The following is a 23471-nucleotide window of genomic DNA, read 5'->3' as shown; positions in this document are numbered from 1 at the left end:
CAGCTTTCTCGGCAAAACCGATTGACTCGCCTCCCACCCTGCGGGAAGGGGTATGACAGATTGTCGCAGCATCAATCTGTCGCCTTGCCGTGAAGATGAGTTCCGGCCGGCCACGCCTTTCCAAAGGGGGAGACCGCAATGGCTGGATCAGCCGCATCGACCAATCCACCCGCAATCAAGTCGCGCATTGGCGCCATCCTGCGCGCCACCTCCGGCAATTTCCTCGAGCAGTTCGACTTCTTCCTGTTCGGCTTCTACGCCGCCGCGATCGGCAAGGCGTTCTTTCCCTCCACCGATGAAACAGCGTCGCTGCTCAACACCTTCGGCGTGTTCTGGCTCGGCGCCTTGATGCGCCCCGTCGGCGCGATCGTGCTCGGCGCATACATCGACCGCATCGGCCGCCGCCAGGGCCTGATCGTCACGCTCGGCATCATGGCCTTCGGCACCGTCGTCATCGCGTTCTGCCCGAGCTACGCGACCATCGGTATCGCGGCACCCGTCATCGTGCTGATCGGGCGCCTGCTGCAGGGCTTCTCCGCCGGTGTCGAGCTCGGCGGCGTGTCGGTGTATCTTGCGGAAATCGCAACGCCCGGCAATCGCGGCTTCTACACCTCGTTCCAATCGTCGAGCCAGCAGGTCGCGATCTTCGTGGCTTCGATCCTCGGCTTCATCCTCTCCGAGGTGATGCCGGCCGACACCGTCGCCGCTTGGGGCTGGCGCATTCCCTTCTTCGTCGGCTGCCTGATCATTCCGCTGATCTTCGTCCTGCGGCGGACGCTGGAGGAGACGCCAGCCTTCCTCGCCATGAAGAAGCACCCGACGGCCAGCGAGGTGTTCGCCTCCGCGCTCGCCAACTGGCGCATCGTCATCCTCGGCATGATGATCGCGATCCTGACCACCACGACGTTCTATTTCGTCACGGTGTACACGCCGACCTTCGGCAAGACCGTGCTGAAGCTGTCGACACAGGACGCGTTGCTGGTCACGCTGCTCGTGGCAGTCACCAATTTCATCTGGAATCCGGTCGGCGGTGCGCTGTCCGATCGCATCGGCCGCAAATCGGTGCTGCTCGCCATCGCCGGCCTCTCACTCGTCACCGCCTATCCTGCGCTGCACTGGCTGGTGGCGGCGCCGACTTTCGGCAAGCTGCTCGCAGTTGAGATGATGTTTTCGTTCTATTTCGGCGTCTACAGCGGCACCATGCTCGGTGCTCTCGTCGAGATCGTGCCGGCGCATGTGCGCACCACCTGCTTCTCGCTTGCGTTCGCGCTCGCCGCCGCGCTGTTCGGCACCTTCACGCCCCTCGCCTCGACCTGGTTGATTGAGGGGACCGGCGACAAGGCCTCGCCCGGCTTCTGGCTGATGTTCGCAGCCCTGCTCGGCATCATCGCGGCGTCGACGGTGTATCGCGGCGGCGGCAAGGCAGTACCGACCTACGATGCCGTGCCGGAGCCGGTGGCGGGACACTGACGGTCACTCCGGAGGCACGCTCCTTCACCTCTCCCGTAAAAACGGGGCGAAGGAGCACACCTCCGCTGCGGTCGCAGTTCAGGCTACAATTCCACCACCACGTAGTCGCTCTCGACCTTCACCGGGATAGTCTCCGCGACATACGGCCCCTTCACCACGGTCGCGCCCGGCTCGACATGGGCCGGATAGGCCTTCACGCGGAAGCGGCGGGGATCGCAATAGGACTGGCCGGTGCGGATGTCGAACTCCCAGCCGTGCCAGGGGCAGCGGATGATCTCGCCGAGTTTCGTATATTGGATCTCGCCGGGATCGTTCGATTGCGCGAGGCCGATCAGCGGGCCCTCGCACAGCGCCGCGCCCTGATGCGGGCAGCGGTTCATCAGGCCGAAATACTCGCCCTTGACGTTGAACACCGCGATCGGCCGTCCGTCGATCTCCAGTAATTTTCGCGTGCCCGGCGGAAGCTCGTCGACCGCGGCAATCACATGGCGCGCCATATCTGTCTCTTCCGCATGATCTTATCGAAAAACCGCTTCACACTTTTTCGGATCATGCGGCTAGTCCGTAGAGCTTCTTGGCATTGCCGAGATAGAACGCCTCGCGATTGGCTTCGCTGACGCCGGCCGGCAGCACGCGCGAGGGCTCATCATAGTCCCAATGCGGATAGTCGGTCGCAAACAGGAGGCGATCCCAACCGATCCAGTTGATGACGTCGAACAGCTCCTCGCGGCGCTCCGGGTCCTCCATCGGCTGCGTCGTCCACCACACCTGCTCGCGGATATATTCGGACGGCGGCCGCTTCACATGCGGCACCTCACTGCGCAGCCGCTGCCAAGCCTTGTCGAGCCGCCACGCCAGCGACGGCGCCCAGCCGAAGCCGGCTTCGATCATCACCATCTTCAGTTTCGGGAAACGCTCGAACACACCTTCCAAAACCAGACTCGCGAGCGCCGATTGCTGGCACTGCGAATGTCCCACCATCTCCTCGATGTAATAGGAAGGCCAGCCCGACGGCGTGATCGGATTGCCGCCGAAGCCGAAGGCGTGCACGCCGACGGGAAGGCCGGCTTCTTCTGCGGCCTGATAGATCGGCCAGTAGCGGCGCTGGCCGAGCGGCTCGACGTTGCGGCTGAGCAGCAGCACCTGCACGAAGTTCTTGTCGCCGGCCCGCTCGCGGATCTCGGCGGCGGCCGTCAGGCCATCTTCATTGCCGACGACGATCGAGGCCTTCAGGCGCTTGTCCTTGCTGGTCCATTTGTCGATCTGCCAGTCGTTGATCGCCGAGCACAGCGCGGCCGAGAGTTCGTGATTGCGGATGCCCTGGCCGGTGTTGAGCGGATTGAGCACGCCGAGTTGCACGTTGTTAGGGTCGAGCAGTTGCTTCTGCATGAAAGACAACGAAGAGCCCTGCGGGCCGCCTTCCGGCGGATAGGCGTCGCGGCGCGAGGCGTTAGGCTGGGCCTTCGGATAGGGCGGGCCTTCCATCATGCCCTGATAGGCGTGGACGCCATAGATGTCGAGGTGATGCTGCCAGCGTTTGGCGAGGTAGGGATAGAGCTCGGTGTGGGTGGCGCGGGCCGGATGGATGTCGCAATCCGCGATCGCGGTTTTCGCAGTCAGTGGGGAAGCAGCTTCTGGACTTTCGCGAAACTGGATATTCATCGCCTTGCCTCCTTTGGCAGCGGGCTAAGTCAGGCGGGGATAGGTCGCATACGGATTGTCGATCATGATCTTGCGCACGAGATCGGGGGACAGACCTTCGGGCAGCGCCTCCTGGCCATCGAACTGCCAGTGCGGATAGTCCGTGGAGAATAGGACCAATTCGTCCGACTGCATATGATCAAACAGCCGAATTAATGTCTCCGGTTCCGGCGGCGCATCAAAGGGCTGTAACGAGAAGCGAATGTTGCTGCGCACAATCTCCAGCGGCGCGCGATCGACCCAGGGCGTCTCCATCCGCACCCCGCGCCAGAACTTGTGCAGGCGCCAGAGATAGGGCGCGATCCAGGAGACGCCGGACTCCAGCATCACCATTTTCAGTCGCGGATATTTGGCGAACACGCCCTCGACGATCAGGCTGGTGAGCTGGGTCTGGAACGCCTGGGCCTGACCGACATAATCCTCGATGTGATAAGACCCCCACCCCACAGCAGTGGGCGGATTGTGGTAGGCGGAACCGGCGTGGACGCCGACCGGGAGTTCCAGCCGTTCCGCAGCTTCGTAGATCGGCCACAGCGCACGCTTGCCGAGCGGTATGTCGCCCATGACCAGCATGAGCACCTGCACGAAGCGGCGATCTTGCGCGCAGCGCTCGATCTCGGCGACCGCCTTCTCGACGCTTTGCGTGGGGATCACGATCGAGCCGCGCAGGCGCGGATCGCGATCGAGCCACTCCTTCACGAGCCAGTCGTTCAGCGCGCGGCAGAAGGCCGCCTGCATGTCCTCGGAGAACACCATCTGCACGCCGTACAGAGGATTGCAAATGGCGAGCTTGAGCTGGAAACGATCGAGCACATGGCGCTGCATGTCCTGCAGGCTTTCGCCGGGCTTGCCCTTCTCGGGGCGCCAATCGGGACGCGCCACGATCGGCGAGTTCTGCGGATAGGATTGCGAGACGAGATCGACCATGCCGCGCGTCGTCACCTGATCGCGCCAATAATCGTTCAGGTACGGCAGCAGACTGGTCAGATGCGGCACGGCCGGATGCACGTCGCAATCGACAGCGCCGGCGATCAGGGACGCCATGACATCTCCTTCACGTTTCCCTGTGGAGTTCTTAATCTCGTCTTCTCGCGGGCAGCGCCTGGCCGCCCCGCTTTGTCTCCGCCATTCAAGCAGGCCTGCCCGCCGCCTGCAACTCGGCCAAGGCTTCCGTCTATGCTAGCAAGGCTGATCACAGTTGCGAGGATCAGAGGTGAAGGACATGAAAGAACTCGTCGGCATTGCGGAACAGGTCGCGGCCAAACTGATCGCGCGCAAACAGACGATTGCGGTGGCAGAATCCTCGGCCGGTGGCCTGATCTCGGCCAGCCTGCTCGCCGTGCCCGGCGCGTCCGCCTATTTCCTCGGTGGGACCGTGGTCTACACGCGCGACGCCAGGCGCGTGCTGATGGATATTTCGGACGACGGCATGAAGGGCTTTCGATCCTCATCGGAGCCCTACACGAAACTGCTTGCCGAGCGGATGCGAACGCGCTTCGGGTGCGACTGGGGCCTGTCCGAAACCGGCGCCGCCGGTCCCACGGGCAACCGCTACGGCGACGCCGCCGGCCATAGCTGCATGGCGGTGGCGGGCCCTACGGCAGAGGTGATGACGCTGGAGACGGGCAGCAACGACCGGTTCGGCAACATGCAGGTGTTCGCGGCAGCGGCGCTGAGGTTGTTGCTGAAGAAGCTGCAAGCCTGACGCAAGGTAGGGCGATCGCATATGACTTTTGGAGGCGCCTGAGCGCACGCCTCGTCCTTCGAGACGACCGCTTCCAGCGGTCTCCTCAGGATGAGGCCACGTTGGCGCTCGTTGAAACTGTTCCCGCACACTCCGCCCTCATCCTGAGGGCCTGCCGAAGGCGGGCGTCTCGAAGGATGGCCGCAGGCGAGGAGTGTTGCGATCGCCCTGCCATCGCAAACAGAGCTTTGAAGAACGACGGCGGGGGCTGGCGCTCGTGGTTCAATGGATCTCACCTCGCCAAATGCCGCGTGAAAATCCGCACCACGTGCCCCTTCACCCGCGGCGCTTCGTCGTAGAGGTCTGACGCGATCCGCTCGATGGTCTCGCGCAGCGACAGGAATTGCGCCTGGCGCGCGCTGCTTTCGGTGCCCTGCATGCCCGCGAGTTCGTCCATCGCGGCGTCGCTGATCTGGCACTGCACCACATCGCCATCGTTCAGCATGGTGAAGCGAAAGGCCAGCCGTTCGAGATCATGGCCAATGATCTTGTCGCGCATGAGTGGCATCAAGTCGTCCCGGTCGAGCCCCCGCGCCGGACAATGCTGAAAATTTCTTCGCTTGTCACCATGTCCAGGGGTGGGTTAGCCTAGGGCGTAACCCACCTATTGTCGCGATAGTGAACTACGCCGAGCGGACTGCGCTTCGTACAGCGGCAGGCCTGACCCGCCTGCGTTCTCAGTAAACGAGGGCAGCGCCTGTGGGTTTCTCCAGCGCAGTCGCCAGGGACTTGTACTCCTCGCAATCACGCCCGCAGATCGCAGCGATGCGGTCCAGGTGAAACATTGCCTGCTCGCGATTGCCCTGCTCGAGCTGCCAAAGCCCATAATACTGCCAAGTCAGCACGTGATTCGGATCGGCCTTCAGCGCGCGCTCGTACCAAATCTGCGACTGCTTGTAGTCGCCGAGCTTGCGATATGAGTAACCGATGAGATTGGCGACGGCAGGATGATCGTCGTGGCCGAGCGCCTTCAATTGCTCGATCGCGACCGCATAATCGTTGCGCTCGTAGATCGTGTCATAGGCCGCGCGGTAGCCGGCCGCGAATGCGGGATCACCGATGCTGGACTGGCTGTTCGGCTTCTTGCCTTTCTGGGTTGCCCTTGGGTTGGAGCGTTTCGGGTAGCTGGGCTGCGCTTTCTGATCCGAATAGGCGCCCGCATAGGGGTCCGTGGAGCTGACGCCACCACCTCCACCGCCTCCTCCACCGCCCGCGGCCAAGACCGGCGAAGCGAACAGCGCCGCTGCGAACGTTCCCAGCACGACGATTCTGATCATCGCTGTGATCATTCCTATCTCCTGCTTCTGCGGCCCCGGATGACGTGATAACCCTGTCATGGCGGCGATATTCCGGAATGATTGCGCTCTCACGGAGACGCCAGCGTCGGGCGTGCGACAGTCTTGCTGCCAGATCCTGCCGGCAAGCGGGAGGGACGCGCTACTGAAACGCGACCTCGGCGAAACTCCTCAGCTTTCGCGAATGCAGCCGCTCCGATTCCTGCTGCTTGAGCCGCTCCAGGGCCTTCAGGCCAATCTCGAGATGCTGGCCGACGCGACGGCGATAGAACTCGCTGGCCATGCCCGCGAGCTTGATCTCGCCGTGCAGCGGCTTGTCGGAGACGCAGAGCAGCGTGCCGTACGGGACGCGGAAGCGGTAGCCATTGGCGGCGATCGCGGCCGATTCCATGTCGAGCGCGACCGCACGTGATTGCGACAGGCGGCGGATCACCGCCGGCCCGGAAATCTCCCAATTGCGGTTGTCGACGCTCGCGACGGTGCCGGTGCGCATCAGCCGCTTGAGCTCGAAGCCTTCCAGCCCGGTGACGTCCTCGACCGCCTCCTCGAGCGCAACCTGCATCTCGGCCAGGGCCGGGATCGGCACCCACAGCGGTAGCTCGCGATCGAGCACATGATCCTCGCGCACATAACCATGCGCGAGCACGTAATCGCCAAGCCGCTGCGTGTTGCGCAGGCCTGCGCAATGGCCGAGCATCAGCCAGGCATGCGGGCGCAGCACGGCGACATGATCGGTGACGTTGCGCGCATTGGACGGGCCGGTGCCGATATTGATCAGGCTGATGCCGCGATAGCCGGGCGCGACCAGATGGAAGGCCGGCATCTGCGGCACGCGCAATGGCGGCGTGCCGCTGATCGAGCCACCATTGCGCGTGATGACATTGCCCGGCGCGACAAAGGCTTCGAGGCCAGCCTCGCCGGACTGAAGCCGTTGCTGGCAGAGCTGCGCGAAGGCGTCGACATAGAATTGGTAATTGGTGAAGATGACGAAGTTCTGGAAGTATTCGGGATCCGTGCCGGTGTAGTGATAGAGTCGGCGCAGCGAGTAATCGACGCGCGCAGCGCGGAACAGGGATAGCGGCTCGGGCGCGCCGGGCTGGAGCTCGAAGGTGCCGTCGGCGATCGAATCGTCCATCGTGGCGAGATCAGGCACATCGAACGCATCGCGCAGCGAGCGCGTGATGGCCGAGTTCTCGCTGGTGGTGATGGCGGCTTCGATGTTGATGTCGCGGCGATAGGCGAAGTGGATCGGGATCGGCTCGGCGGATTCCCCGATCTCGACGGGAACACCGTGGTTCTGAACCAGCAGGCCGATCTGCTCGGTGAGATAGGCGCGGAACAGATCCGGCCGCGTCACGCTGGTCTCGTGCACGCCGGGACCGGCGACGAAACCGTAGGACAGGCGCGAATCCAGCCGCGCATGCGTCGCGGTGGTGACGCGGACGAAGGGATAATAGGCCCGTACCCGCGTCGTGACCGCTTCGCCGCCAACATAGGCCTCGAACCGGTCGCGCAGGAATTTCGTGTTGCGCTCGTAGATCTCTTCGAGACGGGCGACGGCAAGGCCGGCGTCGGAGAAGGATTCAGTGGCGATGGAGGGTGGAGATTGCATGCTCGACCGAGGGTTGCTGTTTGCAATCGCAGTATAACAAACTGACAGCCAAGTCGTGGAGATGGCCCGCTTTCGCGCGTCACTTCTCCCGGAACGCCCGCATCAGCTGGTCGTGCAGCGGTTTCATCAGATACGACAGCATGGTGCGGTCGCCGGTCTGGACGAAGGCTTCCACGGGCATGCCCGGGATCATCTTGATGTCGCCGAGACGGGCGATCTCTTGCGCCGGCATCGAGACGCGGATCGTGTAATAGCTCTGGCCGGTGCGCTGGTCGCTGGTGACGTCGGGTGATACGCGGCTGACGACGCCATTGAGCTCAGGCGTGGTGCGCTGGTTGAAGGCGGACAGACGCAACAGCGTCTTCTGGCCGATCTGGAGCTTGTCGATGTCGACCGGGTTGACCTTGGCCTCGACCTGGAGGTCGTCGGCCTGCGGCACGATCAGCATCAGGGCATCGCCGGCGGTGACGACGCCGCCGACGGTGTGCACCGTCGATTGCAGCACCATGCCGTCCTGCGGCGCGCGGATATCAATGCGGCGGAGCTGGTCTTCGGCGGCGACCTTGCGCTCGATCAGCTCGCCGATCTTGTCGTTGGTCTCGCGCAGATCCTTGGAGACCTCGCTGACGACGTCCTTGTCGATCTGGATGATCTGGAGCTCGGTCTCCGTGATCTTACCCTTGGCCTGGGCGCGCGAAGCGATGTACTGCGCGCGCTCGCCGTTGAGGCGCGCCGAGTCGCGTTCGAGCTGGGTCAGGCGCGAGATCTGCACAAGGCGCTTGTCGTAGAGCTCACGCACGCCGGTGAGCTCATTCTGCACCAGCGCGATCTCCTGATCCTTGGCCTTCTCCTGCGCGCTGAGGCCGGAAATTTCCTCGTTGAGCTGCGTGATGCGCTCGCGCAGCTGGGCCTTCTGCCCGGTGCGACCGTTGACACGGACGTCGAACAGCTTGGTTTCGGCGGAGAGCAGCACCCTGACGTCAGGATCGTTGGCGCGCTCGAGGAGGGCTTGCGGGAATTCGATCTTGTCGAGACCGCGCTGCTCGGCCTGCAGTCGCGCCGCGCGCGCTTGCGCGGCATCGAGATTCTTGGTGACGATGGCGAGGTTGGCCTTGGTGACGGTATCGTCGAGCCGCACCACGATATCGCCGGCCTTGACCACGTCGCCATCGCGGGCGCGCACCTCGCCGACCACGCCGCCGGTCGGATGCTGCACCTTCTTGACATTGGACTCGACCACGATCTGCCCTGGCGCGATCAGCGCGCCCGAAATCAGCACCGTTGAAGCCCAACCGCCGAGACCGACGACGAGGACCACCACGATGGCGAGGCCGAGCAACAGGTGGAACTTGATCGAATCGCGCACGGTCTTTTTCGCGGCGGGCTTCGTGCCGCCGATCGCCAACGTGCTCATGACTTTGGCACTCCACCTTCGCTGACGATCTTGATCGGCGCCGGCGGCGACACGCGCGGCTGCAGCACCTGGGCCAGCACCTGCTCCTTCGGGCCGAAGGCCTGCATGCGGCCGTCGCGCAGCACCAGGATCTGGTCGACCGCCTCGACGCCGATCGGGCGGTGCGCCACCACGACGACAATGGCGCCGCGCTCGCGCGCCGAGCGGATGGCGCGGGTCAGCGCCTCGTCGCCTTCGGTGTCCAAATTTGAGTTGGGCTCGTCGAGCACGATCAGGAACGGATTGCCGTAGAGCGCGCGCGCCAGCGCCACACGCTGCGCCTGACCTGCGGACAGCGCGGCGCCCTGCTCGCCGACCTGCGTGTTGTAGCCCTCGCGCATCTTGATGATCATCTCGTGCACGCCGGCCTCCTTGGCCGCGGCGATGATCGCGTCGGAGGTGGCCTCGGGATCGAACCGGCTGATGTTCTGCGCGATGGTGCCGCCGAACAATTCGACGTCTTGCGGCAAATAGCCGATGTGGCGGCCGAGCATGTCGGAGGACCATTGGTCGAGCGCGGCGCCGTCGAGACGCACCTTGCCGCGCACCGGCTGCCAGACGCCGACCAGCGCGCGGATCAGCGACGACTTGCCGGAGCCGCTCGGCCCGATCACGCCGAGGCCGTTGCCGGCGGCGAGCGCGAAGGTGACGTCCTGCACGATGAGGCGCTGGTCGCCGGGGGCCACCATGGCGACGCCTTCGACCGAGAGCCGGCTGGTGGGCGCCTGCAATTGGGTCGGCATCGCCTGCGCCGGCATCTGTTCGAGGAGCCGCGTGAGACGCTGCCAGCTCTGGCGAGCCGCGACGAAGGATTTCCAGTGCGCAATCGCAAGATCGACCGGCGCCAGCGCGCGGGCGGAGAGGATCGAGCCGGCGATGATGATGCCGGCGGTCGCCTCCTGATGGATCACGAGATAGGCGCCGACCGCGAGCACGGCCGATTGCAGCATCATGCGCAGCACCTTTGCGACCGCGCCGAGACCGCCGGCGACGTCGCTCGCCCGCTGATTGCCGGCGAGATATTTTTCGTTGGCCTCGCTCCAGCGCTGGTTCATCCGGCCGGCCATGCCCATCGACACCATGACTTCGGCATTGCGGCGGCTGGCCTGGGCGAGATCGTTGCGTTGGGCGGCAAGCCCCATCGCTTCGCGCGCCGGCTGGCGGGACATGAACTCGGTGACGAGCGTCAGTCCCACCAGGATGATGGCACCGGCCAGCGCAGTGACGCCGATGAGGACGTGGAAGGCGAAGCAGATGGCGAGATAGAGCGGCAGCCAGGGCAGGTCGAAAAACGCGCTTGGCCCCATGCCGCCGAGGAAGGAGCGGACGTTATCGAGGTCGCGCAGCGGCTGCAGGCCCTCGTTGCGGCTGCCGACGATGAGCGGCAGGCGCACGATGGTGTCGAACACGCGCTTGTTGAGGGCCTCGTCAAGCGCGGTTCCGATCCGACCCAAGATCCGGTTGCGGATCATGTCGAGCACGCCCTGCGCCATGTAGAGGAAGCTGGCGAGGATGATGAGGCCGACCAGGGTCGGAATGCTGCGGCTCGGCAGCACCCGGTCGTAGACCTCCAGCATGAAGACCGATCCGGTCAGATAGAGCAGGTTGATCATGCAGCTCATCAAGCCGACGCCGACGAACGCCGAGCGACAAGCTCGCAAGGCGTCACCGAGCTCTGAACGGCGGACGCCAGGGATGGCTGCCATCAGTCTGATCTCTTTCGGGTGAGGGGCAAAGCCCCCTGATTTCAAAGGCGAATTAAGGGTACTTGACCCGGATTAACAACGCGTTTTCCGCGCGTCCAACGCAGTCGACCTAATCCGGGCCCGATGAGCCACATCTACCCCTGGCAGCCTTCCGCGCAAGTCCGGAATTTCACAGGCTTGCGGCTTTTTTCTTGCAGGCTTTCAGGCTCTTCCCGCAAAAGGCTGAAAGTTCCGATCGACGAACGCCGGGCTAAAACCGGCCCCCGCCGCGCACCAGTCGCACCACGAGAAGCAGAATGACCGCGCCGATGGCGGAATAGACGATCTCGGACACGAGCCCGGTGCCGAGACGAATACCGAGCTTTGGAAACAGGAAGCTCGCGACCAGGGCGCCGGCGATGCCGACCACGATGTCGCCGATGATGCCGAATCCGGTCCCGCGCACCACCTTGCCGGCAAGCCAGCCAGCAACCAGGCCGACGAACAGGATGACGAGCAAGCCTTCGTTGGAAATGTGCATCGGTTACATCCCTCTCCGTGAATGGCCTATGGAACCGAAGCCGGATGAATGGGGTCTGAATGGGTGTTCGCCGCGCCCGACGGTAGACGCTGCGAGATGAATGCAACGCCTACGACGCGACCACCGGCTCCGCCAGCACGCATCTGGCCGCCCGGCCCGGCGCGACCTCCACATTCGCAGGCAACTGCTCCAGGCAGCGTGGCTCGGCGAGCTTGCAGCGGGAGGCGAAGGAGCAATTGTGGGGTTTTTCGGCCAGCGACGGCGGCGTGCCGGGGATGGTTTCGAGCCGCTGCCCGCGCTTGGCGCCGTGGATGGTGGAGGCGAGCAGGCCCTTGGCGTAGGGATGCACCGGCGAACGGACGATGTCGCGCAGGCTTCCCTGCTCCACGATCTGGCCGGCATACATCACCGCGACGCGGTCGCAGATCTCGATGGCGACGCCGATGTCGTGGGTGACGAAGATGACGGACATGCCGAACTCGCGCTGCAGCTCGCGCAGCAGCAAGAGGATCTGGATCTGCACGGTGGCATCGAGGGCGGTGGTCGGCTCGTCCGCGAGCAAAATCTTCGGCCGGCAGGCGAGCGCTAGCGCGATCATCGCGCGCTGGCGCATGCCGCCGGACATCTCATGCGGATAGGCATCCAGCCGCCGCTTGGCCGAGGGGATGCGCACGACCTCGAGCATTTCGAGCGCTCGCGCCCGCCCTTCCGCAAAGCTCTTGCCTTCATGGCGCACGACGCTTTCGGCGATCTGCGCGCCAATGGTGTAGACCGGATCGAGCGCGAGCGCGGGCTCCTGGAAGATCATCGAGACGGTTTGGCCGCGGAAGGACGAAAGCTCTTCGTCGTTCATGGCGAGCACATCGCGGCCCATTACGTTGACCGTGCCCGAAATCTGCGTGCGCTTTTTCGGCAACAGCCGCATCAGCGCACGCAATGTCACGCTCTTGCCCGAGCCGGATTCGCCGAGCAGGCCCAGCACCTCACTGTTTCCGAGCGAGAGGCTGAGATCGTTCACGGCATAGACCGTGCGCTCGCCGGTGAAGCGGATGTTGAGGTGTGAGATCTCGACGAGTTTTGTCATCACGGCAGTTTCGGTAATCGATCGTGATAGTCGGTGACGCGCTGGAACGCGGCGCCGATGGTGAGCAAAGTGGCCTCATCGAACGAGCGGCCGATCAGCTGCATGCCGATCGGCAGGCCGCTTTTGGTGAAGCCGGACGGCACCGTGAGCGACGGCAGGCCGAGGAAGTTCGCCGGGCGGGTGAACAACGTCAGCCGCTGCAACAGCGCCGGCGCGTTCGGGCCGCCGCCGACGTCGCTCTCCTCGATTGTCGGCGCCGGCACGGGGGACGCCGGCGCGATCACCGCGTCGACGGCCGCGGTGGCCGCGTTGTGGGCAGCAAGTGCTGGGCCGCGCCAGCGCATCGCCTCGAGATAAGTGATGGCGGGAACGGCGAGCCCGTTCTGAAGCCGCATCAGGACCTGCGCGCCATAATCTTGCGGACGCTCGATCATCCAGCGCTTGTGGAACGCGGCGGCTTCGGCCGCGAGCACGAGCTGGCTCGCCGAGGACAATTGCCGCTGGTCCGGAAGCTCGACCGTGACGATGTCGGCGCCCTCGCGCTTGAGCACGGCAATAGTCTCGTCCAGCACGCGCGCGACCTCGCTGTCGAGATCGTCGACATAGAAGGACGCCGGCACCCCTAACTTCAGACCCTTCAGAGAGCCCTTGGTCGCAGCCACGTAATCCGACAACGGCTCGTGGCTACAGGTCGAATCCAAGGGGTCCGCACCGGCCATCAGGGCCAGCAGCAGCGCGCAATCCTCGGCGGTGCGGGCGAGCGGGCCGACCGTGTCGAGCGATTGCGACAGCGGCATCGCGCCGGCGTGGCTGACGCGCCCGACGGTGGTCTTGAGGCCTGTGACGCCGCAGAAATGCGCGGGCATGCGGATTGAGCCGCCGGTGTCCGAGCCGAGCGCCGCATAAGTCAAACGCGCAGCAACCGCCGAACCGGAACCGGATGAGGACCCGCCGGTGATGTGGGCCACGTTCCAGGGATTGCGCACCGGACCGTAATGGGCGTTGTGCCCGGTCGGGCCGTAGGCGAATTCAGCGAGGTGCAGCGTGCCGAGCCGGACCTGGCCCGCATCCTTCAGCCGCTGCAAGGCGGTGGAGGTCACGGTCGGAACGAAGTCGCGGCGGATCAGCGAGCCGCAGGTCGTAACCTTACCGGCATCGTAATACATGTCCTTGTGCGCGAGCGGCACGCCGTGCAGCGGACCACGAACGTTGCTCTTGGCAAGCGCGGCGTCGGCGGCCTCGGCCGCCTTCAGCGCGGCTTCCGCCTCGATCGACATGAAGGCATTGAGATGCGGCTGCCACTGCGCGATGCGTTGCAGCAACGCGCGTGTGACCTCATGAGAGGAGACCTGCTTCATCGCGATCGCACGCGCGACCTCGGTGAGCGTCATCAAGGCAGGCTCGGTGCTCATTTCGACACCTTCTGCATCTGCGCGAGCACATAGCCGGCGGGCTCGAGATCGAACGGCAGCGTGCCGGCAATGGCCGCAAAGCCCTCGAAGGCAGGCCCGATGGAGTTGGAGATGCGGGTTGCGATCTCGTCATCCACGGGAACGCCAGCGATCCGTGCTATCGGCTTGATCTCTTTCGGTGTCGGTCTCGTCATGCGGTCTTCTCCCTCGGCGCGCTGCTATGGCCTGAATCTGGGATCGCCATGTAGCACGCGGCCTCGTGCCCCATATTATCGAGCGCAGTTAGCTTTGGCGTCGCATTTGCGCAGAGCGGCTCCGCAAACGGACATCGGGTGTGGAAGCGGCAGCCCGAGGGCGGGTCGATCGGATTGGGCGGATCGCCCGTGATCGGCGGCGTCTCGGTGCGGCTATCAGGGTCGGAAGACGGCATCGCCGCCAGCAGCGCGCGCGTATAGGGATGCGCCGGCTGGTCCCAGACCTGGTCGACCGGGCCGAGCTCGACGACCTCCCCGAGATACATCACCAGCACACGGTCGCTGATGTAGCGGACGACATTGAGGTCGTGGCTGATGAACAGATAGGTTAGGCCGAACTCGCGCTTGAGATCGGCCAGCAAATTGAGCACCTGCGCCTCGACGGACTTGTCGAGCGCGGAGACGGCTTCGTCCAGGATCAGCAGTCGCGGCGACAGGGCTAGGGCGCGCGCGATGTTGACGCGCTGGCGTTGGCCGCCGGAGATTTCGTGCGGATAACGGCTGGCGAAGTTTTCGGGGCGCAGGCCGACCTTGCCGAGCAAATCGCGAGCCAGCGTGCGCGCTGCGTTATCGGCCATGCCGTGAACCTTGGGGCCGAAGGCAATGGATTCCTCGATCGTCAGCCGCGGATTAAGTGAGGCGTAGGAATCCTGGAAAACCATCTGCATGCCGCGGCGAAGCTCGCGCAAGCTCAGCGACTGGCCGACGGTCATGCCGTCATAGATGATGTCGCCGGTGTCGCGCGGCATCAGATGCATCAGGAGGCGCGCGGTGGTCGACTTGCCGCAGCCGGACTCGCCGACGATGCCGACGGTCTCGCCCTTGGCGACGGCGAAGGAGACGTTGTCGACGGCACGCACGGTGCGCTTGGCGGCGAACAGTCCGCCGCGCACGGGAAAGTGTTTGGTCAGGCCATTGACCTGAAGCAGCGGCTGCGCGACGCCGCCGCGGTCCTCGACCGGCTCCAGCATTTCAACAGATGTGTTGCTCTCGCTCATGGCCGCGATCCTTCACCTCTCCCCATCGGGGAGAGGTCGGCGCGCAGCGCCGGGTGAGGGGGCGCGGCAAACTCGATGCAGCGTGACCCCTCACCCGGATTGCATCTCGCGATGCAATCCGACCTCTCCCTAGGGGAGAGGTGTACGGAGCATGCCGCGGCAGTTCGCTCTTGCATCACCATTGTCTAATTCCTGATGTCCATGGCGCTGCGCAGGCCGTCCGAGAGCAGATTGAAGCAAATCGAGACCGCGAAGATCATGGCGCCCGGGAGCGCTGCGACCCAGGGATTGACGTAGATCGCCGTGCGCAAGGTGTTCAACATCAGGCCCCATTCCGGCTCCGGCGGCTTGGTGCCGAGGCCGAGGAAGGACAGACCTGCCGCCAAAATCATCGAGACCGAGATCAGGCTGGTGGCATAGACGAAGATCGCGCCGAGCACATTGCCAAGGATGTGCACGCGCATGATGGTGAAGGCGCCGGCGCCGGACGCGCGTGCGGCCTCGACGAAATCCATGTTGCGCACGCCGGTGGTGACGCTTTCGGCGACGCGGGTGATCTGCGGCACGAACACGACGGTCAACGACACGATGGAATTGAGGATCCCCGCCCCCAGCGCGCCGGAGATGGCGATGGCGAGCAGCACGGACGGAAAGGCATAGAACACGTCGACCGTGCGCATGATCGCGGTGTTGAGCCTGCCGCCGACATAGCCGGCGAGGAGGCCGAGCGAGGTGCCGATGCAGAAGGCGAGGATCACGGGCAAAATGCCGATGAGCAACGACAGCCGCCCGCCATAAATCAAGCGCGCCAGCATGTCGCGACCGAGCTCGTCGGTGCCGAGCGGATAGCCCGTCGTTCCGATGTGGCGGAGGCGGCGGATCATCGAGCCCTTATAGGGATCTTCGAGACCCAGCCATGGCGCGAGGATCGCGGACAGGAAGATCAGCAGCAGCACCAGCGCGCAGGCCATGCTGACTTTGTCGCGCATGATGCGGCGGCCGACAGTCGCCCAGTAGCCGCGCGCCTTTGTTGCGGGTGCGGCCTGAAGTGCGGCGTCGCTGGTGGCGGACAACGGAAGCTCGCTCATCCCGCTAGCCCCGCTTGATGCGCGGGTCGATTGCGGCTTGCGCGATGTCGACCAGCAGATTGAGGAACACGAAAAACAGCGCCAGGATGAGGATCGTGCCTTGCAGCAGCGGCAGGTCGCGCTGGAAGATCGCGGAGTTGAGCAGGAAACCGGAGCCCGGCCAGGAGAACACGGTCTCGATCAGGATCGAGCCGCCGAGCATGTAGCCGAGCTGAAGCCCCATCACCGCGAGCCCGGTCGGCGCTGCATTCTTGATGACGTGGCGGAATACGCCGGTTTCACGCAGGCCTTTGGCGCGCAATGCTTCGACAAAATCCTGGCTGAGAATGTCGCCGGTGAGCGCACGCACGGTGCGGGTGACGATGCCCATCGGGATCACCGAGGTCGTGATCGCCGGCAGCACGAGATATTTCAGGTGCGCCCAGTCCCAGGCCCACGAGTTGGAGCCGTTGGGCCCGGCGCCGATCGCGGGCAGCCAGTTCAGCTGCACCGAGAAGATGATGACGAGCAGCATGCCGAGCCAGTAATGCGGCACCGAGACGCCGGCGATCGCAAAGGAGGTCGCGACCTTGTCGATCCAGGTCTCGCGAAAATAGCCGGCGATCAAGCCGAGCAGGACGCCCATGGTGAAGCCGATGATGGCTGCGGCAATCGCCAGCGTGACGGTGTTGCCGACCGCGCGCATGACCTCGGCCAGCACGGGACGGCCCGTAGCGATGGAATTGCCGAGATCGCCGTGGAGCGCACGCAGCAGCCAAAGCCCGAACTGCACCGGTAACGGTCGGTCGAAGCCATAGGCGGCGCGCAGCTGCGCTGCGAGCTCCTGCGAGGCATCGGCTGGCAGCACGGCGACCAGGGGATCGCCAGGCGTGATGTGCACGAGCAGAAAGCACACCAGCGCCACGCTGATGACGATCGGGACGACATAGACGATGCGTCTGGCAGTGTAGGCGAGCACGTTGAGTTCTTTCTTTCTTCTCCCCTTGTGGGAGAAGGTGGCGCGCGCAGCACGCCGGATGAGGGGTTTTATCCGCGAGTACAATCATTCCGAATGCAAGAGAGGCTCCCGCGGAGAGAACCCCTCACCCGTCTCGCCGCTGCGCGGCGAGACACCCTCTCCCACAAGGGGCCCCCACAAGGGGAGAGGGTGCACCGAGCGTGTTGCGCGAACTACCGCGCGATCGACACCGGCGAGAAGTCGATGAACCAGCTCTTCGGCTGCACGACGCCTGTTACCTTCGGGCTCATGGCGCGCGGGCCGACGTCGTGGGCGACGTAGAGGAAGGCGGCGTCGTCGACGGAGGCTGCGTGCAGCTCGGCGAGCGCGGCGTCACGCGCGGCAGGATCGAAGGTCTGGCGCGCCTTCTTCACGAGCTCGTCGAACTTGGGGTTGTTGATGAAGCCCCAATTGTTCGACACCGGCGGCGCCATGCCCGATTGCAGGAAGCGCACCAGCGCGAAGAACGGGTCCATCGCCGCATAGGTGACGTTGGTCGCGTTCGCGCCGTTGGCGCTAGCGTCCTTGGCGCCGCGGCGCCAGTTGGTGAACAGCGTGTTCCATTCGATGACATCGAGCTGCACGTCGAAATAGCATTCGGCCAGCGCCTGCTGGAGATATTCGTTCATCGGCAGCGGCTGCATCTGGCCCGAGCCGGAGGCTGATGTCTGGGTCTTCACCGTCAGCTTCTTGTTCGGGCCGAAGCCGGCCTCCTGCATCAGCTTTTGCGCAGCCGCCTTGTCGTACTTGATCTCGAAGCTCGGCTTGCCGCGCCAGGGATGGCCGGGCTCGAAGGTGCCGGTCGCCGGCACCATCAGGCCGGCGAGCAAGCCGTCCCTGAGGCCCTCGCGATCAACGCAAAGGTTCGCGGCCTTGCGCACGCGGATGTCGTTCCAGGGCGAGCCCTCGACACGCGAGAACTGCCAGGGCCAGACATGCGGCTGCTCGTTAGCGTAGAGCTTGAAGCCACGCTGCTTGAGCTCGGGCAGCGCATCCGGCGCCGGGGCCTCGACCCAATCGACCTGGCCGGAGAGCAGCGCGGCAGTGCGCGCATTGGCTTCGGGCATCGGCAACAGCACCATCTTGTCGATCTTCGGCACGCGCGCCTTGTCCCAATAGTTCGCGTTCTTGACCAGTTCGAGCCGTTCGCGCGGGGTGAAGCTCGCCATCTTCCACGGGCCGGTGCCCGAGGCGTCCCTGGCAAACGCCGTCCAGGCAGCTTGCGACTTCGCCTTGGCGTCAGGGCCTTCCGCCTTGTCGTAGAAGGCCTGCCACTTCGTCGGACTCGCCATGAACAGGTTGGTGAGGTTGATCGGCAGGAAGCTGTCGGGTTCCTTGGTGGTGAGTTCGACCGTCATGTCGTCGATCTTCTTCGCTGACGCCAGCGTCGGCATGCGCGAGGCCGTAACGCCGACCTGGCTGGCGTCGAATTGCGGCGCGTCCTGCTTCAAGACCTTCTCGACGTTCCACACCACGGCGTCCGCATTGAACGGCGAGCCGTCATGGAAGGTGACGCCGGGGCGCAGTTTGAACACCCACTTGGTCTTGTCGGCATCGTCGACTTTCCACTCGGTGGCAAGGCCGGGGATTACCACGCTCGCCTTGTCGGCCGAGGACAGGTCCCAGCCGGTGAGCCCGTCATACATGGTAAGGCCGGTGAAGCGATTGCCCTCAAAACCCTGGTCAGGCTGGCCCAGCGTGCGCGGAATATCGGCGGCGGTCATGCCAATGCGCAGCACAGTTTCGGCACTGGCCACGCGCGGCCATGCGGCGGCGGTCGTTAGAGCGAGCACCGCGATCAATGCCGCGCGTGTGGTCTTCTTGATAAGCATCGCCTCAATCCTTTTCCGGCCTGGATGACTATTTTTGATGCAATCGTATGCAATGGCTATGCCAAAGAGAAACTTATTCTGCCATTTGTCACTGCGACGACAAGTCCTTGTGGCTGGCGCGCGGGCGAATGCATCGCGCTGCCTATTCTGGCATCAAGATTGCAGGTTCGGCCCCGACGTCTCCTGGGAGCTTTGGGCCAATGCGTATTCGATTGTCGACCTGTCTCGCCGTGCTTGCGCTGGCGTTGTCCGCGATGGCGGCGCGCGCCGAAACGGTGGTGCGCTACGGCATCTCGATGGCGGATATTCCGCTGACGACGGGCCAGCCGGATCGCGGTGCCGGTGCTTATCAGTTCACCGCCTACACGATCTACGATCCCTTGGTGGCCTGGGAGATGGACGTCGCCGACCGCCCCGGCAGGCTGGTGCCGGGGCTCGCCACCGAATGGAAGGTCGATGATACCGACAAGACCAAATGGCGCTTTGCTTTGCGCAAAGGCGTGACGTTTCACGACGGCAGCGAGTTCAATGCCGATGCAGTGATCTGGAATCTCGACAAGGTGCTCAACGACAAGGCGCCGCAATTCGACAAGCGGCAGAGCGCGCAGGTGAAGACTCGTCTTCCCTCGGTCGCTAGCTACGCCAAAATCGACGATGTCACGGTGGAGATCACTACCAAGACGGTCGACTCCTTCTTTCCCTATCAGATGCTGTGGTTCCTGGTGTCGAGCCCGGCGCAATACGAAAAGCTCGGAAAGGACTGGGACAGGTTCGCAAGCCAGCCCTCCGGGACCGGTCCATTCAAATTGACAAAGCTGGTGCCGCGCGAGCTCGCCGAGCTCACCAAGAACCCGGACTACTGGAACAAGAAGCGCATTCCGAAAGCCGACAAGATCGTGCTGGTGCCTATGCCGGAGGCCCTGACGCGCACCAACGCGCTGCTTGCCGGCCAAGTGGATTTGATCGAGACGCCGGCGCCAGACGCCGTGCCGCAGCTGAAAGCGGCCGGCATGAAGCTCGTCGACAACGTCACGCCGCATGTCTGGAACTATCATCTGAGCGTGCTGCCGGGCTCGCCCTGGACGGACATCCGCCTGCGCAAAGCACTGAACCTCGCGATCGATCGCGAGGCGGTGGTCGCCCTGATGAACGGCTTGGCAAAACCTGCCAAGGGTCAGGTTGATCCCTCCAGCCCGTGGTTCGGCAAGCCGAGCTTCGAGCTGAAATATGATCTCGCCGCGGCCAAGAAGCTGGTCGAAGAGGCCGGCTACTCCAAGGCGAAGCCACTGAAGACCACCTTCATCATTGCGCAGGGCGGCACCGGCCAGATGCTGTCGCTGCCGATGAATGAATTCCTGCAGCAGAGCTTCAAGGAGATCGGCATCGAGATCGACTTCAAGGTGGTCGAGCTCGAGACATTATATACACACTGGCGCAAAGGCGCGGCTGACGAGATGAACGCCGGCATCACCGCCAACAACATCGCCTATGTCACCTCCGATCCGCTCTACGCCATCGTTCGCTTCTTCCATTCCGGGCAGATCGCGCCGGTCGGCGTCAACTGGGGTGGCTACAAGAACCCTGAGGTCGATGCACTGATCGACGAGGCCAAGCAGACGTTCGATTCCGCCAAACAGGACGCTCTGCTGGCGCAGGCGCATGCGCTGATCGTGAACGATGCCACGCTGGTCTGGGTGGTCCACGACACCAATCCGCATGCGCTCTCGCCGAAGATCAAGCAGTTCGTGCAGGCGCAGCACTGGTTCCAGGATTTGACGACGATCGGCGTGGAGTGAGGGGCTGCGCGCAACCTACCGGCGTCTTCCCAGCCTAGTGCACGGGAAGCCGGGACGACATTTTGGTGCGGCTGCGGACTTGCGCAAAGCATCAACTGTCGTCCTTTATGACGCTCGGAAGGAGCTAAGTCACACGCCCCTACTTCGCCAGCAGCGCATAAGCCCCGGTCCACCCTTCCGGTGGCGGCGTGAGCTGGAAATCCCTGATTCGCGCTTCATAGAGCCTGAACAGCTTCTCCAGGGTGTCGGCGTCTTCGCTGCGGCGGCCGCGCTCGATGGCGTCCAGTGCGCCCTGCCAGTCGCGATTGCGGTAGCAGCCGAGCATCTCGATGGTGATGTTGCGCAGGCGCTGGAAAGCGCCCGAATGCATCACGTCCTCGCGGCCGGCGATGGCATAGATCACCTCCGGCTCGGTCTTGCCCTTGACCATGATGAAGTCGAGCTCGAGGATCGCGAACTTGTCCTTGGCCGCGAGCGCAGTTCTTGAGCCGACGATGATCGGGAAGCCGTATTCCTTGGTCTGCCCCTCAAGGCGCGAGGCGAGGTTCACGCTGTCGCCGAGCACGGAATAGTTCTTCTTCAGATCGGAGCCCATGTTGCCGACCACGCCGATGCCGGTGTTGAGACCGATGCCGACATTGAGCGGAATGTAGACGTGGCCGCCGTCGGCGGCTTCCTGCTCGCGCTCCTTGTTGACGGCGTCGATCTGCTCCAGCATCTGGATCGCGGCCTCGCAGGCGTTGACCTCGTGCTCGGCATCGTCGAGCGGCGCGTTCCAAAACGCCATGATGGCGTCGCCCATGTATTTGTCGATGTAGCCCTTGCGCTCGATGATGACGTCGGTCAGCGGCGTCAAAAAGCGGTTCATCAGCGCGATCAACCCTTGCGGGTCGTGCTTGTAGCTCTCCGAGATGGTAGTGAAGCCGCGCACGTCGGAGAACATGATCGTCATCTCGCGCTCCTCGCCGCCGAGCACGAGCTTCTCCGGCGACTGCACGAGTTGCTCGACCAGAACCGGCGACATGTATTGCGCGAATTGCCCGCGGATCTGCACGCGCTGTCGCTGCTCGCGCACGAAACTGGCAAAGATCAGCGTCAGATAGATCGCGGTGGTCGACAGCAGGGGATAGGTGAAATCGATGAGGTAGCGGTACTGCGCGTAGAAGAACCAGGACACGCCGACCAGAATGACGGCGAAGGCCGCGCCCGCCAGCACGAGGCGCACTGGGCCGAGGTTTGGCGTAAAGATGATGACGAGGAGGCCGATGATTAGCGCCGCTATCAGCTCGACCCCGAGCGCATAGTTCGGCTGGGAGATCACGGCGCCGCTCAGCACGCTCTCGAGCACCTGAGCATGGATCTCGACCCCCGGCATGGTCGAGGACACCGGGGTGGTCTTGATGTCGTTGAGCCCGACCGCGGAGGTGCCGACCAGCACCAGCTTGCCGGCGAGCTTGGCGGGCGGCGCGGTGCTGTCGAGCACGTCGGCCGCCGAGACGTAGATCGAGGGATCCTGCCGCGCATAATGCACCCAGAGCTGACCGTTCTTGTCGGTCGGGATCTCGAGGCCCTTGAGGCGCACGGCCCTGATGCCAGTCTTGTCGGTCCGGATCAGGAGCGTCGGCGTGCCCGTGGCGACGCGCAGAATCTCAAGGCTGAGCGAAGGCATGATGTTGCCCTGGGCGCGCATCACCATCGGCACGCGGCGGATCAGGCCGTCGCGCTCGGTCTTGATCGTGAACAGGCCGCGGCCGGCGGCGATCTTTTCGATGACGGGCACGTTGCGCAAGAGGCCGGGGAATTCGAACAGGAAGCGCTCAGCGCCCTCTTCGCCGACCGTGGCGACGCCGGTGAAGGGCAGGGACTTGTCGAGTTCGGAGGAGATCGCCGGCTGCCCGGTCTCGCCCAGCACCACGCGGGAGCCCTTGATCGCCTCAGCGAGGATCTGGTCGTTGGTCGGCAGCTCGCGCAGCTTGGCACGGGTGGCGTCGTCGAGATAGCGCATCTGGTTCGCGACCAGATCCGGATTGAGCCGATCGGCCTCGGAAAACACCACGTCGAAGCCGATCGCCACCGCGCCGTTCTTGGTGAGGTTCTGGATCAAATCGGCAATTCGCGTGCGCGGCCACGGCCATTGCCCGAGCTTGGCGAGGCTCTTGTCGTCGATATCGACGATGGTAACAGGCCGCGCCGTCTTGTGGCGCGGATCGATCAGCTGGAACATGTCGAAGGTGCGCAGCCGCAATTCCTCAATCGGCGGCGGATCCCAGAGACGAGCGCCGGCAAACAGGACCAGCAGCGCGAGGCACATCAGCCGCGCAAAGCCGAACTTGCGCGCAAACCACCGCCGCAGGATTTTTAGACGTTTCATGCCGGTCGGGCTTCCTGTCCCGCCTCCTGCCGTGCGCACCGATCATGGAGCGTCCGCGCGCGATTTACTATGCCCTGGCTACTGAGGATTATGGATTTTTTGCCGTGGTCAGGCCGCGAGCCGGCGCCGGGAGCCCCG

The 23471-nt window shown here is 64.1% G+C and carries 20 protein-coding genes; 3 read left to right on the top strand and 17 right to left on the bottom strand.

Features of this window, described 5'->3' with window-relative positions:
• The first annotated feature begins 138 nt into the window (after positions 1-138).
• Complete coding sequence (locus tag IVB12_RS37615) at positions 139-1470, top strand: MFS transporter (protein WP_247308118.1); 1332 nt, start codon at positions 139-141, stop codon at positions 1468-1470.
• Between the two features lie 83 nt (positions 1471-1553).
• Here IVB12_RS37615 and IVB12_RS37610 read toward each other — a convergent pair whose 3' ends face one another.
• From IVB12_RS37610 to IVB12_RS37600, 3 genes are read right to left on the bottom strand one after another with little or no spacing between them, the layout of a single operon-like run.
• The gene (locus IVB12_RS37610; protein ID WP_247308115.1) at positions 1554-1967 is read right to left on the bottom strand and encodes a Rieske (2Fe-2S) protein; all 414 of its coding nucleotides are present in this window, start codon (positions 1965-1967) and stop codon (positions 1554-1556) included.
• A gap of 52 nt (positions 1968-2019) precedes the next feature.
• Positions 2020-3132 carry an amidohydrolase family protein gene (locus tag IVB12_RS37605; RefSeq protein WP_247308112.1) on the bottom strand — a complete coding sequence of 371 codons (1113 nt, stop codon included), beginning with the start codon at positions 3130-3132 and terminating at the stop codon, positions 2020-2022.
• Positions 3133-3156: 24 nt separating this feature from the next.
• Positions 3157-4215 carry an amidohydrolase family protein gene (locus IVB12_RS37600; RefSeq protein ID WP_247308109.1) on the bottom strand — a complete coding sequence of 353 codons (1059 nt, stop codon included), beginning with the start codon at positions 4213-4215 and terminating at the stop codon, positions 3157-3159.
• A 178-nt stretch (positions 4216-4393) separates the two neighbouring features.
• Here IVB12_RS37600 and IVB12_RS37595 point away from each other — a divergent pair, with 178 nt between their 5' ends.
• Positions 4394-4876, top strand: a complete 483-nt coding sequence (locus IVB12_RS37595) for a CinA family protein (RefSeq protein ID WP_247308107.1) — start codon at positions 4394-4396, stop codon at positions 4874-4876.
• A 271-nt stretch (positions 4877-5147) separates the two neighbouring features.
• On the opposite strand, the gene IVB12_RS37590 is transcribed toward IVB12_RS37595, so the two are convergent.
• From IVB12_RS37590 to IVB12_RS37530, 13 genes are all read right to left on the bottom strand, one after another.
• The gene (locus IVB12_RS37590; protein ID WP_247281690.1) at positions 5148-5423 is read right to left on the bottom strand and encodes a DUF1488 family protein; all 276 of its coding nucleotides are present in this window, start codon (positions 5421-5423) and stop codon (positions 5148-5150) included.
• A 169-nt stretch (positions 5424-5592) separates the two neighbouring features.
• The gene (locus tag IVB12_RS37585) at positions 5593-6204 is read right to left on the bottom strand and encodes a tetratricopeptide repeat protein (protein ID WP_247308102.1); all 612 of its coding nucleotides are present in this window, start codon (positions 6202-6204) and stop codon (positions 5593-5595) included.
• Between the two features lie 148 nt (positions 6205-6352).
• Positions 6353-7822, bottom strand: a complete 1470-nt coding sequence (locus tag IVB12_RS37580; protein ID WP_247308099.1) for an AMP nucleosidase — start codon at positions 7820-7822, stop codon at positions 6353-6355.
• Positions 7823-7901: 79 nt separating this feature from the next.
• On the bottom strand, positions 7902-9236 hold the full coding sequence (locus IVB12_RS37575) for an HlyD family type I secretion periplasmic adaptor subunit (protein ID WP_247308096.1): 1335 nt from the start codon (positions 9234-9236) through the stop codon (positions 7902-7904).
• Complete coding sequence (locus IVB12_RS37570) at positions 9233-10981, bottom strand: type I secretion system permease/ATPase (RefSeq protein WP_247308093.1); 1749 nt, start codon at positions 10979-10981, stop codon at positions 9233-9235. The genes IVB12_RS37575 and IVB12_RS37570 overlap by 4 nt, the downstream gene beginning before the upstream one ends.
• 250 nt (positions 10982-11231) lie before the next feature.
• Entirely contained in the window at positions 11232-11501 is a 270-nt protein-coding gene (locus IVB12_RS37565) for a GlsB/YeaQ/YmgE family stress response membrane protein (RefSeq protein WP_028140658.1), read from the bottom strand.
• A 109-nt stretch (positions 11502-11610) separates the two neighbouring features.
• Positions 11611-12585, bottom strand: coding sequence for an ABC transporter ATP-binding protein (locus IVB12_RS37560; RefSeq protein ID WP_247308090.1), 975 nt, complete (start codon positions 12583-12585; stop codon positions 11611-11613).
• Positions 12585-13997 carry an amidase gene (locus tag IVB12_RS37555; protein WP_247308088.1) on the bottom strand — a complete coding sequence of 471 codons (1413 nt, stop codon included), beginning with the start codon at positions 13995-13997 and terminating at the stop codon, positions 12585-12587. Before IVB12_RS37555 ends, IVB12_RS37560 begins: the two co-directional genes overlap by 1 nt.
• Positions 13994-14191 (bottom strand): hypothetical protein, encoded by a 198-nt coding sequence (locus IVB12_RS37550; protein WP_247308085.1) that lies wholly within the window; start codon positions 14189-14191, stop codon positions 13994-13996. Before IVB12_RS37550 ends, IVB12_RS37555 begins: the two co-directional genes overlap by 4 nt.
• The gene (locus tag IVB12_RS37545; protein ID WP_247308082.1) at positions 14188-15249 is read right to left on the bottom strand and encodes an oligopeptide/dipeptide ABC transporter ATP-binding protein; all 1062 of its coding nucleotides are present in this window, start codon (positions 15247-15249) and stop codon (positions 14188-14190) included. The genes IVB12_RS37550 and IVB12_RS37545 overlap by 4 nt, the downstream gene beginning before the upstream one ends.
• 185 nt (positions 15250-15434) lie before the next feature.
• Positions 15435-16337, bottom strand: a complete 903-nt coding sequence (locus tag IVB12_RS37540) for an ABC transporter permease (protein ID WP_247308080.1) — start codon at positions 16335-16337, stop codon at positions 15435-15437.
• 4 nt (positions 16338-16341) lie between these two features.
• Positions 16342-17295, bottom strand: a complete 954-nt coding sequence (locus IVB12_RS37535; RefSeq protein ID WP_247308077.1) for an ABC transporter permease — start codon at positions 17293-17295, stop codon at positions 16342-16344.
• A 212-nt stretch (positions 17296-17507) separates the two neighbouring features.
• Entirely contained in the window at positions 17508-19166 is a 1659-nt protein-coding gene (locus tag IVB12_RS37530) for an ABC transporter substrate-binding protein (protein ID WP_247308074.1), read from the bottom strand.
• 200 nt (positions 19167-19366) lie between these two features.
• Between IVB12_RS37530 and IVB12_RS37525 the strand changes: the two genes are divergently transcribed.
• Positions 19367-20962 carry an ABC transporter substrate-binding protein gene (locus tag IVB12_RS37525; protein WP_247308071.1) on the top strand — a complete coding sequence of 532 codons (1596 nt, stop codon included), beginning with the start codon at positions 19367-19369 and terminating at the stop codon, positions 20960-20962.
• Between the two features lie 139 nt (positions 20963-21101).
• Here IVB12_RS37525 and IVB12_RS37520 read toward each other — a convergent pair whose 3' ends face one another.
• Complete coding sequence (locus IVB12_RS37520; protein WP_247308068.1) at positions 21102-23333, bottom strand: adenylate/guanylate cyclase domain-containing protein; 2232 nt, start codon at positions 23331-23333, stop codon at positions 21102-21104.
• Between the last annotated feature and the right edge of the window lie 138 nt (positions 23334-23471).

It is taken from the genome of Bradyrhizobium sp. 179 (assembly GCF_023073535.1).
Classification (GTDB): domain Bacteria; phylum Pseudomonadota; class Alphaproteobacteria; order Rhizobiales; family Xanthobacteraceae; genus Bradyrhizobium.
This window is presented reverse-complemented; position numbering and strand designations above follow the sequence as displayed.

Coding starts and splice junctions, on each gene's coding strand:
- IVB12_RS37615 (WP_247308118.1), top strand. CDS start 139: ATGGCTGGATCAGCCGCATCGACCAATCCACCCGCAATCAAGTCGCGC.
- IVB12_RS37610 (WP_247308115.1), bottom strand. CDS start 1,967: ATGGCGCGCCATGTGATTGCCGCGGTCGACGAGCTTCCGCCGGGCACG.
- IVB12_RS37605 (WP_247308112.1), bottom strand. CDS start 3,132: ATGAATATCCAGTTTCGCGAAAGTCCAGAAGCTGCTTCCCCACTGACT.
- IVB12_RS37600 (WP_247308109.1), bottom strand. CDS start 4,215: ATGGCGTCCCTGATCGCCGGCGCTGTCGATTGCGACGTGCATCCGGCC.
- IVB12_RS37595 (WP_247308107.1), top strand. CDS start 4,394: ATGAAAGAACTCGTCGGCATTGCGGAACAGGTCGCGGCCAAACTGATC.
- IVB12_RS37590 (WP_247281690.1), bottom strand. CDS start 5,423: ATGCCACTCATGCGCGACAAGATCATTGGCCATGATCTCGAACGGCTG.
- IVB12_RS37585 (WP_247308102.1), bottom strand. CDS start 6,204: ATGATCACAGCGATGATCAGAATCGTCGTGCTGGGAACGTTCGCAGCG.
- IVB12_RS37580 (WP_247308099.1), bottom strand. CDS start 7,822: ATGCAATCTCCACCCTCCATCGCCACTGAATCCTTCTCCGACGCCGGC.
- IVB12_RS37575 (WP_247308096.1), bottom strand. CDS start 9,236: ATGAGCACGTTGGCGATCGGCGGCACGAAGCCCGCCGCGAAAAAGACC.
- IVB12_RS37570 (WP_247308093.1), bottom strand. CDS start 10,981: ATGGCAGCCATCCCTGGCGTCCGCCGTTCAGAGCTCGGTGACGCCTTG.
- IVB12_RS37565 (WP_028140658.1), bottom strand. CDS start 11,501: ATGCACATTTCCAACGAAGGCTTGCTCGTCATCCTGTTCGTCGGCCTG.
- IVB12_RS37560 (WP_247308090.1), bottom strand. CDS start 12,585: ATGACAAAACTCGTCGAGATCTCACACCTCAACATCCGCTTCACCGGC.
- IVB12_RS37555 (WP_247308088.1), bottom strand. CDS start 13,997: ATGAGCACCGAGCCTGCCTTGATGACGCTCACCGAGGTCGCGCGTGCG.
- IVB12_RS37550 (WP_247308085.1), bottom strand. CDS start 14,191: ATGACGAGACCGACACCGAAAGAGATCAAGCCGATAGCACGGATCGCT.
- IVB12_RS37545 (WP_247308082.1), bottom strand. CDS start 15,249: ATGAGCGAGAGCAACACATCTGTTGAAATGCTGGAGCCGGTCGAGGAC.
- IVB12_RS37540 (WP_247308080.1), bottom strand. CDS start 16,337: ATGAGCGAGCTTCCGTTGTCCGCCACCAGCGACGCCGCACTTCAGGCC.
- IVB12_RS37530 (WP_247308074.1), bottom strand. CDS start 19,166: ATGCTTATCAAGAAGACCACACGCGCGGCATTGATCGCGGTGCTCGCT.
- IVB12_RS37525 (WP_247308071.1), top strand. CDS start 19,367: ATGCGTATTCGATTGTCGACCTGTCTCGCCGTGCTTGCGCTGGCGTTG.
- IVB12_RS37520 (WP_247308068.1), bottom strand. CDS start 23,333: ATGAAACGTCTAAAAATCCTGCGGCGGTGGTTTGCGCGCAAGTTCGGC.